This is a genomic window from Saliniferula longa (genome assembly GCF_050789285.1).
Classification (GTDB): domain Bacteria; phylum Pseudomonadota; class Alphaproteobacteria; order Rhodobacterales; family Rhodobacteraceae; genus CAVPWP01.
In genome coordinates this window covers 732428-746447 of the sequence record NZ_JBOUVX010000001.1, presented here as the reverse complement: position 1 = coordinate 746447, position 14020 = coordinate 732428, and the positions used below count along the sequence as shown (strand labels likewise).

At 67.3% G+C, this 14020-nt stretch carries 15 protein-coding genes; 2 read left to right on the top strand and 13 right to left on the bottom strand.

Annotated elements, in window-relative coordinates; all coding sequences use genetic code 11:
* The first annotated feature begins 65 nt into the window (after nt 1-65).
* A complete protein-coding gene (locus ACRDNQ_RS03480) occupies nt 66-1370 on the top strand; it encodes a citrate synthase (protein ID WP_431827235.1) in 1305 nt (434 codons plus the stop codon).
* A 109-nt stretch (nt 1371-1479) separates the two neighbouring features.
* Nucleotides 1480-1782 carry a hypothetical protein gene (locus ACRDNQ_RS03475; RefSeq protein WP_431827234.1) on the top strand — a complete coding sequence of 101 codons (303 nt, stop codon included), beginning with the start codon at nt 1480-1482 and terminating at the stop codon, nt 1780-1782.
* On the opposite strand, the gene ACRDNQ_RS03470 is transcribed toward ACRDNQ_RS03475, so the two are convergent.
* The 13 genes from ACRDNQ_RS03470 to ACRDNQ_RS03410 form a co-directional block, all read right to left on the bottom strand.
* Complete coding sequence (locus ACRDNQ_RS03470) at nt 1767-2543, bottom strand: enoyl-CoA hydratase-related protein (RefSeq protein WP_431827233.1); 777 nt, start codon at nt 2541-2543, stop codon at nt 1767-1769. The two genes, ACRDNQ_RS03475 and ACRDNQ_RS03470, sit on opposite strands and share 16 nt — an antisense overlap.
* A 71-nt stretch (nt 2544-2614) precedes the next feature.
* On the bottom strand, nt 2615-3064 hold the full coding sequence (locus ACRDNQ_RS03465; RefSeq protein WP_431827232.1) for a cytochrome c-type biogenesis protein: 450 nt from the start codon (nt 3062-3064) through the stop codon (nt 2615-2617).
* Nucleotides 3061-5058, bottom strand: coding sequence for a heme lyase CcmF/NrfE family subunit (locus ACRDNQ_RS03460; RefSeq protein WP_431827231.1), 1998 nt, complete (start codon nt 5056-5058; stop codon nt 3061-3063). The genes ACRDNQ_RS03465 and ACRDNQ_RS03460 overlap by 4 nt, the downstream gene beginning before the upstream one ends.
* 79 nt (nt 5059-5137) lie before the next feature.
* On the bottom strand, nt 5138-5560 hold the full coding sequence (locus ACRDNQ_RS03455; protein WP_431827230.1) for a hypothetical protein: 423 nt from the start codon (nt 5558-5560) through the stop codon (nt 5138-5140).
* Nucleotides 5557-5688, bottom strand: coding sequence for a hypothetical protein (locus ACRDNQ_RS03450; RefSeq protein ID WP_431827229.1), 132 nt, complete (start codon nt 5686-5688; stop codon nt 5557-5559). The genes ACRDNQ_RS03455 and ACRDNQ_RS03450 overlap by 4 nt, the downstream gene beginning before the upstream one ends.
* Nucleotides 5689-5692: 4 nt before the next feature.
* The gene (locus ACRDNQ_RS03445) at nt 5693-5872 is read right to left on the bottom strand and encodes a hypothetical protein (RefSeq protein WP_431827228.1); all 180 of its coding nucleotides are present in this window, start codon (nt 5870-5872) and stop codon (nt 5693-5695) included.
* Nucleotides 5862-6446 (bottom strand): holin family protein, encoded by a 585-nt coding sequence (locus ACRDNQ_RS03440; RefSeq protein ID WP_431827227.1) that lies wholly within the window; start codon nt 6444-6446, stop codon nt 5862-5864. The genes ACRDNQ_RS03445 and ACRDNQ_RS03440 overlap by 11 nt, the downstream gene beginning before the upstream one ends.
* A complete protein-coding gene (locus tag ACRDNQ_RS03435; protein ID WP_431827226.1) occupies nt 6437-7048 on the bottom strand; it encodes a holin-associated N-acetylmuramidase in 612 nt (203 codons plus the stop codon). Before ACRDNQ_RS03435 ends, ACRDNQ_RS03440 begins: the two co-directional genes overlap by 10 nt.
* A 51-nt stretch (nt 7049-7099) precedes the next feature.
* Complete coding sequence (gene ccmE / locus ACRDNQ_RS03430; protein ID WP_431827225.1) at nt 7100-7570, bottom strand: cytochrome c maturation protein CcmE; 471 nt, start codon at nt 7568-7570, stop codon at nt 7100-7102.
* A 5-nt stretch (nt 7571-7575) separates the two neighbouring features.
* Nucleotides 7576-8604: an N-acetyl-gamma-glutamyl-phosphate reductase gene (argC, locus tag ACRDNQ_RS03425; protein ID WP_431827224.1), complete on the bottom strand. Its 1029-nt coding sequence runs from the start codon at nt 8602-8604 to the stop codon at nt 7576-7578.
* 56 nt (nt 8605-8660) lie between these two features.
* On the bottom strand, nt 8661-9473 hold the full coding sequence (locus ACRDNQ_RS03420) for a glutamate racemase (protein ID WP_431827223.1): 813 nt from the start codon (nt 9471-9473) through the stop codon (nt 8661-8663).
* Between the two features lie 4 nt (nt 9474-9477).
* Nucleotides 9478-10356, bottom strand: a complete 879-nt coding sequence (locus ACRDNQ_RS03415; RefSeq protein ID WP_431827222.1) for a lysophospholipid acyltransferase family protein — start codon at nt 10354-10356, stop codon at nt 9478-9480.
* A 93-nt stretch (nt 10357-10449) separates the two neighbouring features.
* Nucleotides 10450-13866 (bottom strand): indolepyruvate ferredoxin oxidoreductase family protein, encoded by a 3417-nt coding sequence (locus ACRDNQ_RS03410; RefSeq protein WP_431827221.1) that lies wholly within the window; start codon nt 13864-13866, stop codon nt 10450-10452.
* Nucleotides 13867-14020: the final 154 nt, after the last annotated feature.

The window sequence follows — 14020 nt, the reverse complement described above, 5'->3', positions numbered from 1 at the left end:
CGGCGGACAGGCCGACGCAATTCGCGGACCGCCCCGTCGCGGCCGCTCCAGCAAGGACGAACACGATGCCGGATACGCACAAGCAGACCAAGACCGCGACGTTGAGCTTCGGCGACAAGACGATCGAGCTGCCGGTCCTGACGCCCACCGCCGGCCCCGACGTGATCGACATCCGCAAGCTTTACGCCCAGGGCGACGTCTTCACCTACGACCCCGGCTTCACCTCGACCGCGTCCTGCGATTCGACGATCACCTTCATCGATGGCGACGAGGGCGAGCTTCTGCACCGCGGCTACCCGATCGACCAATTGGCCGAGAAGTCGCATTTCCTCGAGGTCTGCTACCTGCTGCTGTACGGAGACCTGCCGTCGGCCGATCAGCTTGAGGATTTCGAAAGCCGCGTGACCAAGCACACGATGCTGCACGAGCAGATGCAGTATTTTTTCCGCGGCTTCCGGCGTGACGCGCACCCGATGGCCACGATGGTGGGCGTCGTGGGCGCGATGTCGGCCTTCTACCACGATTCGACCGACGTCCATGACCCTTGGCAGCGCGAGGTCGCCTCGATCCGGCTGGTGGCCAAGATGCCGACGATCGCGGCCTGGGCCTACAAGTATTCGATCGGTCAGCCCTTCGTCTATCCGCGCAACGACCTCGATTACGCGTCGAACTTCCTGCACATGTGCTTCGCGGTTCCGGCCGAGGAATACGTGGTCAACCCGATCGTCAGCCGCGCGATGGACCGCATCCTGACGCTGCACGCCGACCACGAGCAGAACGCCTCGACCTCGACGGTGCGGCTGGCCTCGTCGTCGGGCGCCAATCCCTTTGCCTGCATCGCAGCCGGCATCGCCTGCCTCTGGGGACCGGCGCATGGCGGCGCCAACCAGGCCTGCCTGGAGATGCTGCGCGAGATCGGCACGGTCGACCGCATCCCCGAATTCATCGCCCGCGCGAAGGACAAGAACGATCCCTTCCGCCTGATGGGCTTCGGCCACCGGGTCTACAAGAACTTCGACCCCCGCGCGAAGGTGATGAAACAATCCGCGGACGAAGTGCTGGATCTTCTGGGGATCGAGAACAACCCAACGCTTCAGGTCGCCAAGGAACTGGAAAAGATCGCGCTGGAAGACCCCTATTTCCGCGAGAAGAAGCTGTACCCGAACGTCGACTTCTATTCCGGCATCATCCTTGACGCGATCGGCTTCCCGACCTCGATGTTCACGCCGATCTTCGCCGTGGCGCGCACCGTGGGCTGGATTTCCCAGTGGAAGGAGATGATCGCGGACCCGCAGATGAAGATCGGCCGGCCGCGTCAGCTTTACGTTGGAAGCACCCGCCGGGACTACGTCGACGTCGAGAATCGCTGACCGTCCCGGGGGTTTTCGGCAATCGGCAAACCGCTGACAAACCCCTGCCCCATTTACGTCTTATTGCCGTCTCACCCTGATCCTGCCTGTGGATTCGGGGAGAGGCTCCATGGTGTTGGGGATTGTGATGGTAGGCTGGATCGTCGGCGCAGCCGGCGCGACGATCGCGGCGGTAGTCGGTGATCCCGGTTTCTTCGGTGGACTTGCGGTCTTCATGATCAGTTCGGTCGTGGGCAGCCTTGCGGCGGCGATGTCGCTGGCCCTTCGCCCCGACGGCCAAAGTCGCGGCGCCCAACCGGGCGACATCCCGGACCACGAAGCCGCGCTTCGCCCGCGCGCCAAGCTGACGCCCGTTGCGGCGCCGCAACGTGCCGCCGCCCTGGCCGAGGCCGCCGCTCAGCGCCCTTCGTAGGTCGCGGTCCGCTTTTCGAGGAAGGCGATCACGCCTTCCTTGAAGTCGCGCGTCTGGCCGCAATTGCCCTGCAGCCGCGCCTCGAGCAGAAGCTGCTCTTCCAGCCCGTTCTCGAAGGTCGTGCGCATTGCCTGCTTGAGGTGGCGGTAGGCCACGGTGGGGCCGCTGGCAAGCTTCGCTGCGCGGGCGCGCCAGTGTTCCTCGAAACCCGCATCTGGCACGGCTTCCCAGATCATGCCCCAGTCGCTGGCCTGCCGGGCGGTGATCGGTTCGGCGAAAAGCGCAGCCCCCATCGCCTTGGCGAACCCCATCTGGCGCGGCAGCCAGTAGGTGCCGCCCGCGTCCGGGATCAGCCCGATGCGGGTGAAGGCCTGCACGAAGACGGCGCTGTCCGCGGCGATCACGACGTCGGCCGCCAGCGCAAGGTTCGCCCCCGCCCCGGCCGCCGCGCCATTCACCGCCGAGATCGTCGGCACCGCGCAGTCGTAGATCGCGCGCAGCATCGGCAGGTATTCGTCGCGCAGCGTGCGCTCGAGGTCGGTCGAGCCGACGCTGGCCTTGTCGCCCAGATCCTGACCCGAGCAGAAGGCCCGGCCCTCGCCGGTCAGGACGATCGCCCGCGCGGTCTTTTCCGCCTCGCGCACCGCATGCAGGATCTCGGCCCGCATCTGGGTGTTGAGCGCGTTCATCACCTCGGGCCGGTTCAGCGTGATCACCGCCACGCCGTCCTGATGCCGAAGCCGGATCGCCTGATAGTTCATGTCCTGTCCTCGCACTGCGTTCAGGCGGGACAATAGTGAACCGTTCCGTTCAGGAAAGGGGGAACGGCACGTCAGTCCTTGAGAATTTCCGCCAGCCGCGTGCGCTCGGCCTCGGTCAGGTCGGCGGCGTTCGTGGCCGCCCGCTCGCGCCGTCGCAGATAGACCGCCGCGATCCCCATGCCCGCCACCAGCATCGCCGGACCCGCGACCCAAAGGATCAGGTTCGACCCCGTCGCCGTCGGCCGAAGCAGCACATATTCGCCATAGCGGTCGACGACGAAGTCCACCACCTCGACGTCGCTGTCGCCCGCCACCAGACGCTCGCGCACGAGAAGCCGCAGGTCACGGGCAAGATCGGCGTTCGATTCGTCGATCGACTCATTGCGGCAGACAAGGCAGCGCAGCCCCGACGAGATGTCGCGGGCCCGCGCTTCGAGGGCGGGGTCGTTCAGAATCTCGTCGGGCTGCACGGCAAGGGCCGGGGCTGCCAGCAGCATCAGGCACAGCGCAAGGCGCTTCATTCCGCGGGCACCCCAAGGGCCTGCGTCCTTTGCCGCCGCGCGCCGGCGGCCACACGGTAGCGCCGGTCGGTCAGGCTCAGGACGCCGCCCAGCGCCATGACGATGCAGCCCGCCCAGATCCAGTTCGCGAAGGGCTCGACATAGGTGCGCACGGCCCAGCCGCCGCCAACCTGCGGGTCGCCGATCACGACATAGAGGTCGCGGAAGACGCCATTGTTGATCGCGGCCTCTGTCGTGGGCATCTGGGCGACCGGATAGAACCGTTTTTCGGGGAGAAGCGTCGCCACTTCGCGCCCGTCGCGCGCCATGCGGATCTCGGCGGTGGTCGAGACGAAGTTCGGCCCCTGCACCTCGCGCACGTCGACAAGAGTCACGTCGAAGCGGCCCATGAGCGGGCCGGCATCCACCACGAAGGTTTCGCCGACAGTGGCGACGCGGATATCCTCGGTCTTCCAGGCCAGCATGATCGCGATGCCGATGAAGGTGATGCCAAGGCCCGCGTGCGACACGGCCTTGCCCCAGTCCGCGCGCGGCAGCCGCAAGAGGCGCCCGACCCGCGACGTCACGTCGCCCCGCCCGCCGCGCGTCCAGAAGTCCAGCGCCGCACCGAGGATCACCCATGTGCCCAGCGCGATGCCCACCGGCGCCAGAAGCGACACGCCGGTCTGCACGGTGAAGGCCAGAAGCCCCACCGCAACCGACAGCGCAAGAACGCCCCAAAGCGACCGCACGGCCTTGCCGATCTTCGCCCGTTTCCAGGGCAGCATCGCGCCGATGGGCAGGATCACCGCCAGCGCCACCATGAAGGGGGTGAAGGCGGCGTCGAAGAAGGGCGGGCCGACGCTCAGCTTGCGGTCCCAGATCATCTCGGCCACCAGCGGCCAGATCGTGCCCACGAAGACCACGAAGCAGGACACCGCCAGCAGGATGTTGTTGGCCACCAGCGCGCCTTCGCGGCTGACCATGGCGAAGACGCCCTTGGCCTCCATCGCCTGCGCGCGCGCGGCGTAAAGCGTCAGCGCGCCGCCCATGAAGATCGCGGTGATGATCAGCAGATAGACCCCGCGCTCGGGGTCGTTGGCGAAGGCGTGCACGCTGGTCAGCACGCCCGAGCGCACGATGAACGCCCCGATCAGCGAGAACCCGAAGGCCAGGATCGCCAGCAGGATCGTCCAGCTTTTCAGCGCCTCGCGCTTTTCGACGACGATCGCCGAGTGCAGCAGCGCCGCCGAGATCAGCCAGGGCATGAAGCTGGCGTTCTCGACCGGGTCCCAGAACCAGAAGCCGCCCCAGCCAAGCTCGTAGTAGGCCCACCACGACCCCAGCGCGATGCCCACGGTCAGGTTCAGCCAGGCCAGCAGTGTCCAGGGCCGCACCCAGCGCCCCCAGGCGGCGTCGACGCGCCCCTCGATCAGGGCGGCGACAGCAAAGGAGAAGGCCATCGAAAGGCCGACGTAGCCGATGTAGAGGAACGGCGGATGGAAGGCGAGGCCGGGGTCCTGCAGAAGCGGGTTCAGGTCCTGACCGTTCATCGGCGGCACTTCGAGCCGCCAGAACGGGTTCGAGGTGAAAAGGATGAAGGCGATGAAGGCCACCCCGACCGAGGCCTGAACGCTCAGCACCCTCGCGCGAAGCCGTTCGGGCAACTGCCCCCCGAACCATGCCGCCAGCGCCCCGAACAGCGCCAGGATCAGCACCCACAGAAGCATCGAGCCCTCGTGGTTCCCCCAGACACCGGTGATCTTGTAGAGCATCGGCTTGTCGGTGTGCGAGTTCAGCATCACAAGCCGCAGCGAGAAGTCCGAGGTCACGAAGGCCCAGGTCAGCGCCGCGAAGGAAAACAGGATCAGGAGGAACTGAGTGGTCGCCGCGGGCCCGGCCACGGCCATCCAGCCGCGCCAGTTCTTCTGTGCGCCGACGAAGGGCACGACCATCTGCACGATGGCGACAATGAAGGCGAGGATCAGGGCGAAATGGCCAAGCTCTGTAATCATGCCGGAAATGATAGCCGTCGCCCCGGCGAAGGGAAAGGCCACCGGCAAGGATGTCGCACCCCGCCGGCGCACGTTTTCGTCAGAACAGCATGTGGATCGCCGCCGACAGCAGCGTCGCGCCCAGAAGCGGGATCGCGAACATCAGGCCGTGCAGGCCAAGCGACCGCTGCATCACCGAAAAATGCAGGATCGCACCCACGAAATACAGCGACAGGAAGGCGAAGAGCACCTCGCTTCCCACCATGACGCGCGGCCGGTCGAGCAGGTTGAAAACCCACCACCATCCCATGACGCTTGCCGCGCCGGCCCAGCTGAACGCCATGCCAAGCGCCAGCGGCGTGGTGCGTTCGTACCACAGCCACAGGAAGGTCGCCGCGATCATCGCGCCCATCAGCGCCAGCGCCCCATAGCCGATCTCGTAGGCCGCGCCATAGCCCAGCCAGCGGTCGGCGCCCAGAAGCGCGGCCACGATCACCAGGAACAGTCCCAAGGCCTGCCTCATCGCTCCAGCATCTCCCGCACCGCGGCGTCCAGCGCGTCCGCCGCGCGCCGGTGCCGGTCCAGTTCGCGCTTCAGTTCCTGCCCCATGATCGCCTCGCAAAGCTTTTGGATGTTTCGATAAAATCTCATCCGCCTATCCCTTCGGCAGACGTTCACGCACCAAGGTCGTCATCTCGACAAGGATGGTGGTGTTCTTGCTCAGGACCTCGCGCGTGGCCTGGTCCTTCTGGAAATCGCGGTAGAGCAGGTAGAAGACCAGCAGCACCCAGGGGCCGTGGTCGGAGACAAGCTGGAACAGCACGTCACCCGGCATGGCCGCGCCTCCATTCGTCCAGCGCGCGGTTCGGGCCGAGGTCCGGCGCCTCGTCCACCGGCACGCCCCCGACCTCGTCCCCGACCGTCCCCCCGGGCAGCCCCCCGGCCCCGGCATCGAGCGCCCGCAGCGCCGCTATGTTGCGCGCAACTTCGGGCGTGCGCAGCATCGTCGCCGCGATCGAGCGCTGGAACTCCTGACCCTTGGTCTGGTGACGCGCCCCGAAGTAGAATGACACGATCGCCCCCATCAGCCACCACAGCGGTTCGGGCACCAGCGCGATCCCCTGCATCCGTTCGGCGAACCAGATCGGGTCGACCATCGCCGCGACGAAAAGGCCCAGCGTCCCCAGGGCAAGCGCCGGGCGCGGCACGCGGTTGAGCCCGTCGATCACCCGGTCGAACGGCCCCGGGCGCGGGTGCGCGAACTCGGACGCGAACTGGCGCAGCGCGGCGTCGCTCAACGTGGCTGCGCGCACCGCGCGGGCCTCGGCGTTCTCGCGGAAGATCTCGACCGTCTCCTTCAGCGCGCCCCCGCCGAAAAGAAGCGCCAGCACCCGCTCGATCAGCCCCATGCGGACACCCGGGCGCGATGCTCGGCCTCCGACAGGTGAAAGCGGGGATGGATGAAGTCCTCGGCACGGACGATCCAGCCGCCCTTGCCGCCGTCGCGCCGCCGCGCGAACTTGCGCGAGGCCGGGCGACGATCGGCCAGGGCGTAGTAGTAGTTGCGCCGCGCGATCCCGTAGGCGTCGACAAGATGCGCGGGCGCCAGACGATGCGCCTGGTGCGCGGCCTCGGCCGTCTTCGGCCCGATCACCCCGTCGACCGTCAGGCTGTGGCCCATGTCGTTCAGAAGCCGCTGGAGAAGCCGCACGGCATGGGCGCCGGCGTTCACGTACATGTCGAAGACGCTGGCGTGCAGCGCCGCAGGCAAAAGCCCGATCCTTGGCGCCTCGAAGTAATGCGTCACGAAGATCCCGCGCGCCTCTGCCCGGCTCAGCCGGCGCACGTCGGACACGGTCACCGCGCCGTCGCCGTCAAGGTCAAGGCCAAGCCGGCGCAGGGTGTGGATCGTCACGCCATGTTTCGTGGCCCCGCCCGGATCGTCGGGGTCGTCCACGAAGCCGCCCTCGCGGGCGATGATCTCGTCGGCAATGTCGTTGATCGACCGCATGGCTGACCGCGCCTTCCTTCTGGAAACGCGGATCAGCCTGAGCAGGCGAGGTTAATTCGTGGGTAACTCGGCGTTCGCGGCCTCGTCGGGGTCGACATAGACCCCCTGTTCCTTCAGCGCGTCGATGACCTCGGCGGGCATGTAGGTCTCGTCGTGGCGCGCCAGGATCTCGGTCGCCCGGAAGACGCCGTCGACATAGCTGCCGGTGCCGACCATCCCCTCGCCCTCGCCGAAAAGATCGGGCAGGACGCCGGTATAGCTGACCGGGATCGAGGCGCCGCCGTCGGTGACCTTGAAGGTGATCGTCTCGCCTTGGCCGCGCAGAAGCGTGCCTTCCTCGACCAGTCCGCCGATGCGGAACACCTCGGCCGGGCCCGGCGGCGCCTCGGCCACCTGGCTGGGCGAGCGGAAGAAGTTGATCCCGTCGCGCATCGCATAGCCGATGATCGCGGTCGAGGCGGCAAGCGCCACGGCGGCCAGCACGATCACCTGGATGCGGCGTTTCTTTTTCAATCCCTTCATCGGCGTCACGGGAACAGCGGGGCAAGCATCAGCCCGGCTGTCTCCTCCTCTCCAAGCATCAGGTTGGCGTTCTGGACTGCCTGGCCCGACGACCCCTTGGTGAGGTTGTCAAGCACCGCCACGACGATCGCCCGTCCCGGCAGCCGGTCGCCCACAACGCCGATATGAACAAAGTTAGACCCGCGGATGTCGCGCGTCGAGGGCAGCGTGCCGAAAGGCCGCACGACCAGGAAACTCTCGTCGGCATAGGCACGCTCGAGCGTGGCGTGGATCTCGCGCGCGTCGCCCCGGACATAGACCGTGGCAAGGATGCCCCGGTTCGCCGGGATGAGGTGCGGGGTGAACTGTACTCGTACGGGGCGGCCGGCCACGGCCGAGAATTCCTGGTCGAACTCGCCCAGATGCCGATGCGTGCCGCCGGCCGAATAGGCGTGGTAGCCCTCGCTCAGTTCGGCATGCAGAAGGTTCTCCTTCAGCGACCGCCCCGCCCCGGACACCGCCGCCTTGAGATCGATGATGATCTCGTCAAGGTCGATCACCCCGGCGGCGATCAGCGGGCGCAGGGCGTATTGCCCCGTCGCCGCGTTGCAGCCGGTGCCGGCGACCAGCCGCGTCGCGCAGATCTCTTCGCGGTAGAACTCGGTCAGGCCATAGACGGCCTCGGCCTGAAGCTCGGGCGCGGCATGGGGCTTGCCATACCAGGTCTCGTAGGCCGCCGGATCGCGCAGTCGGAAATCGGCCGACAGGTCGACGATCCGCAGGTTGCGCGGCAATTCCTTCACGACCTCCTGCGTCGTCGCATGGGGAAGCGCGCAGAAGACAAGGTCGATGCCCGAGAAATCAAGCTCGTCGATCTTCTGCAGCCTCGGCAGGTCGAGATGGGCCAGGAAGGGAAAGACCTCGGCCATGTGCTGCCCGGCCTTGCGGTCGGCTGACAACGCCGCGATCTCCATCGTTGGATGGGTCGCGATGAGGCGGACAAGCTCGGCGCCGGTGTATCCGGACGCCCCAAGGATGGCGACGCTGTTGGACATGACTGCCCTTCCTTCAGTTTTCCGGGGGTTTAGCAAAGAAATCGCGCGCGCCGCAATCATGCGGCGGCGAACGCGATCCTTCGGCGCAGGAACTGCGTGGCCTTGTCGGACACCTTGCGCGGATCGCCGGTCGTCAGGAACGCCGGTTCGGTGCCGGGACCGACCATCTCGGGCCGCCGGCTCAGGTAGTCGGCCAGGCTTTCGGCCACGAGGTTCGCCTGGCTGTAGACCTGCACATCGGCGCCAAGCGCGTCCTGGAAGACGTCCTGCATCAGCGGATAGTGGGTGCATCCCAGGATCGCGGCTTCGGGACGCGGCATCTTGCGCTTGAGCGCGTCGACATGGCTGCGCACCAGCGCCTCGGCCAGGATCAGGTCGCCCTCTTCGATCGCGTCGACGACGCCGCCGCAGGATTGCGCCTCGACGTCGACGCCGATCGCGCGGAAGGCAAGTTCGCGCTGGAAGGCGCGGCTGGCGACGGTGGCGGGCGTGGCGAACAGCGCCACGTGCTTCACCGCCACCTCGCGCGGGGGCGAATTGTCGCCCCAGCGCCGCTCGGTCAGCGCCTCGATCAGGGGCACGAAGACGCCCAGCACGCGCTTGTCGCGCGGCACCCAGTGCTCCTGCATCCGCCGAAGGGCGGCGGCGCTTGCCGTGTTGCAGGCAAGGATCACCAGATCGCAGCCGGCGTCGAACAGCCGCTGCACGCCCTGGGTGGTCAGCGCATAGATGTCGTCCGCGGTACGCACGCCATAGGGCGCGTGGGCGTTGTCGCCGTAATAGACGAACGCCACGTCCGGAAGCCGCTTGGTGACGGCGTCCAGAACCGTCAGACCGCCCAGACCCGAGTCGAAAATGCCAACGGCCATGTCTTCATGCCCTGTACCGGTCCTCGAACTCGAATCCGTAAGCCGCGGACTCGAGAGGAGTTGGTGACAGGGCATAGGTCTCTCGTCGCAGAAAGTCCATCATCGCCTTGGTGTCGCCCCGCCGCATGGCGATCTGGGCGGGGTCGACCGGCGTGCCGATCACCGCGCCTGCCGGCGCCCCGACCCGACGCCTGAATTCCTTGATCAGAAGCGCGACACGCAGCGTGGCGTGCAGGTGGCTGGCGATCTGGAAGAGGCGCGAATTCGCGCCCTCGAAATAGACCGGCACCACCGTCGCGCCGCTCTTGGCGATCATGCGTGCGGTGAACGACCGCCAGCCGGGGTCCATCGGTCGCCCGAAGGGCGTCGCCGCCGTCGAAACCGTGCCCCCGGGAAAGATCCCGATCGCCCCGCCCTCCGACAGAAACCGCAGTGCCGCCTTGCGCGTCTCGATGTTGAGCATCCGGGCCTCGGGCGTCTCGTCGAAGGCGATGGGCAGGATCACCCTCTCGAGGTCGCGCGCCTGGCGAAAGATGCGATGGGCGAGGATACGGAAATCGCCCCGCGCCTCGCTCAGAATATGTCCCATCAGCAGCCCGTCGAGGATGCCGTAGGGATGGTTCGCCACAAGGATCAGCGGCCCCTCGCGCGGGATGTTGCCCAGTGACCCGCCGTCGATCCGCAGGCTGAGGCCGTAGCGCTCCATCATCACGCGCCAGAAGTCCCGGCCTGCCGCGATTTCGTCGCCATAGCCGCGTGCCTGGCGGATCAGGCCGATCCGGCCGGTGGCGTTCTCGACCACGCGGATCACGACCCGCCCGCCGCGCGTCTGCGCCGAATGCGCATAGCTGATGTCGCGCGCCACGTCCCGGTCGCCGCCCATGTTCCGCCCCCGTCCTGCCTGCGCCCGCGGTTCGGCGCGCACAATCGGCGGCGATCGTGTCACCAAGATGACATGGCCCCGCCCCCGGGGCGCCTATTCCGCCGCCCTGGCCTGTGCCGCCTGCCCCGCCTCGAAGGCGGCCAGAAGATCGGCCCGCCGCGCCTCGGCCTTCTCGGCATTCGCAGCCTTCACCGGACCGAAGCCGCGAATCGACAGCGGCAATTCCGCAAGCGCGACCGCCGCCTCGGGGTTCCGGCCCGGATCGGCCAGAACGCGGGCCATGTCGGCCTCGTAGGTGCGGATCAGCCGGCGTTCCATCCGCCGCTCGGCGGTGTAGCCGAAGGGGTCGAAGGGCGTGCCGCGCAGCACCCTGCCCTTCGCCAGCCACGGCCAGAGCCGCGCCATGCCGCCGCCGAACGCGCGTTTGGTCGGGCGGCCGTCGGGGCCGGTGCGGCTCAGAATCGGGGGGGCAAGATGGAAGGTCAGCTTCAGGTCGCCCTCGAACTCGGCCTCGGCCTTTTCGCGGGTGCGGGTCAGAAGCCGCGCGACCTCGTATTCGTCCTTGTAGGCCAGAAGCTTGTGATAGCCCGTCGCCACGGCCTCTTTCAGGCGGGCATCGGTGGCCTTGTCCACCAGCCGGCGATATCGCCTGGCCAGCCGCGCCGACTGGTAGGCGCGCAGATGCGCCTCGCGCAGGGCGATCCGTTCGTCAAGCGACCTTGGCCTCGCCACGACATTGGGCGTGGCGAGGCGCGCGGCCTCGTCGGGGTTCAGCGCCGCCCAGCGCCCGATCTCGAAGGCGCGCTGGTTTTTCTCGGCCGCCGCGCCGTTCAGCTCGATCGCCTTCAGGATGGCCGCCTCGGACAGCGGCACCAGCCCGCGCTGCCAGGCCGCGCCCAGCACCATCATGTTCGAATAGATCGAATCGCTCATCAGCACCCGCGCCAGTTCCGACGCATCGAAAAGCATGACCGCCTCGCCCAGCCGGCCCTGCAGTTGCAGCGCAAGACGTTCGCCCGGGATGCGGAATTCGGTGTCACGGGTGAAGGCGCCGGTGATGATCTCGTGGCTGTTGACGACCGCGCCCGTGCGCCCGCGCCGCGTCAGCCCCAGCGTCTTCGCGCCCGCGCTGACCACCAGATCGCCCCCGATCAGCACATCGGCCTCGCCGGTGGCGACGCGGATCGCACTGATGTCCTGCGGGCGTTCGGCCAGCCGGCAGTGGATGTGAACCGCGCCGCCCTTCTGGGCAAGGCCCGCCATCTCCATCATGCCGGCGCCCTTGCCGTCGAGATGCGCGGCCATGGCAAGGATCGCACCGACGGTCACGACCCCGGTGCCCCCGACCCCGGTCACGACCATGTTCCAGGTGTCGTCGATCTTGGGCAGCTCGGGCGTGGGCAGATGGCCGATGTCGACGCGTGCCGTCGCCTCCTTGCGGACCTTCGCGCCCTCGACCGTCACGAAGGACGGGCAGAAGCCCTTGAGACACGAGAAGTCCTTGTTGCAAGACGACTGGTCGATCGCGCGCTTGCGCCCGAACTCGGTCTCGACCGGCACGATCGAGACGCAGTTCGACTGGACCCCACAATCGCCGCAGCCCTCGCAGATCTCGGTGTTGATGAAGACGCGCCGGTCAGGGTCGGGAAACTGCCCGCGCTTGCGCCGCCGCCGCTTTTCCGCGGCGCAGGTCTGGACGAAAACGATGGCCGACACGCCCTTGATCCTGCGGAACTTCTCCTGCACCTCCGGCAAGGCGTCGCGCTCGTGCCACTGAAGGCCGGCGGGAAAGGCCGCCCGGTCGATTTCCTCTTTCGGATCATAGACAAGCGCGATGTCCTTCACGCCGATCGCCTGAAGCTCGCGCGCGATCTGGTCGGCCGTCAGGTCGCCATCGTTGTGCTGGCCCCCGGTCATCGCGACGGCGTCATTGTACAGGATCTTGTAGGTGATGTTCACGCCCGACGCGATCGCGGCGCGAATGGCCATCAGGCCCGAGTGGTTGTAGGTGCCGTCGCCGATGTTCTGGAAGACATGCCCCGTGGTCGAGAAGGGCGCCTCGCCGATCCAGTTGGCCCCCTCGCCGCCCATGTGGGTATAGCCGCTGGTCGAACGGTCCATCCACAGCGCCATGATGTGGCAGCCGATCCCGGCATAGGCGCGGCTGCCCTCGGGCACCTTGGTCGACGTGTTGTGGGGACAGCCCGAGCAGAAATACGGAAGCCGGCTTGCGATCTCTTCCGTGTTCTCGGCCTTTCTTGCCTCGTCGATGGCGTGCAACCCGGCCTTCACCGCGTCGGTCGCGCGCCCCTCTTCGACAAGGATGCCGCCGATGCGTTCGGCGATCATCACCGGATCAAGCGACATCCGGGTCGGGAACAGCTCGTCTCGGTGCAGCGCCCCGGCCCCGCCCTTGTACCAGCCATAGACCCGGCGGCCGCGACGGTCGTCGAAGATCGCCTCCTTGATCTGGATCTCGATCAGCTTGCGCTTCTCCTCGACCACCACGATCAGGTCGAGCCCCTCGGCCCAGTCGTGAAAGCCCTTCATGTCCATCGGGAAGGTCTGACCGACCTTGTAGGTCGTGATGCCCAGCCGGTCGGCTTCGGCCGCGTCGATGCCCAGAAGGCTGAATGCGTGCAGCAGGTCGAGCCAGTTTTTCCCCGCCGCCACGAACCCGATCCTGGCCCCCGGTCTGCCCCAGACGCGCCGGTCAAGGCGGTTGGCGCGGGAAAAGGCCTCGGCCGCGAACCGCTTGAAGTCGATCATCCGCGCTTCCTGCGCGATCCAGTGGTCGCCCAGCCGGATGTTCAGCCCGCCTTCGGGCATGTCGAACTCGGGCGTCACGAAGGCCATCCGGTCGGCCCGGCCATCGACCACCGACGTCACCTCGACGGTGTCCTTCATCAGCTTGAGCCCCGCCCAGACGCCGGCGAAGCGGCTCAGCGCGAAGCCGTAAAGCCCGTAGTCGAGGATTTCCTGCACGCCGGCCGGCGACAGCACCGGCATGTAGACATCCATCAGCGCCCAGTCCGACTGGTGGCAGGTGGTCGAGCTTTCGCCGGTGTGGTCGTCGCCCATCGCCATCAGCACGCCGCCGTGGCGCGAGGTGCCGGCCATGTTGGCGTGCCGCATCACGTCGCCCGATCGGTCGACCCCCGGTCCCTTGCCGTACCAAAGTCCGAAGACCCCGTCGAAGCGCCCTTCGCCCCGAAGCTCGGCCTGCTGCGTCCCCCACAGCGCCGTGGCGGCCAGATCCTCGTTCAGGCCGGGCTGAAAGCGGATGTCGTTCTGTTCGAGGATCGCCTTGGCCCGCGCCATCTGCTGATCGACCGCCCCCAGCGGCGATCCGCGATAGCCGGTGACATAGCCGGCCGTGGTCAGTCCCGCCGCGCGGTCGCGGGCTTTCTGCATCAGCATCAGCCGCACCAGCGCCTGCGTGCCGTTCAGAAGAACCTCGTCCCGATCAAGATCGTAACGGTCGTGCAGCGTGACGTCGCGCAGGCTCATGCCGTCCTCCCAGACCCATCGCCGGTATCCGCGATTATAGGTCAAAAAACCTGACCTACAAAATCATTTCAGGGTCACGAGTCCGTTTGCAAAGCCGTGACCGGGCCGGGTAATGCTCTGCAAGGTTTCGGCGCTAACGGCGACAGGATCGACC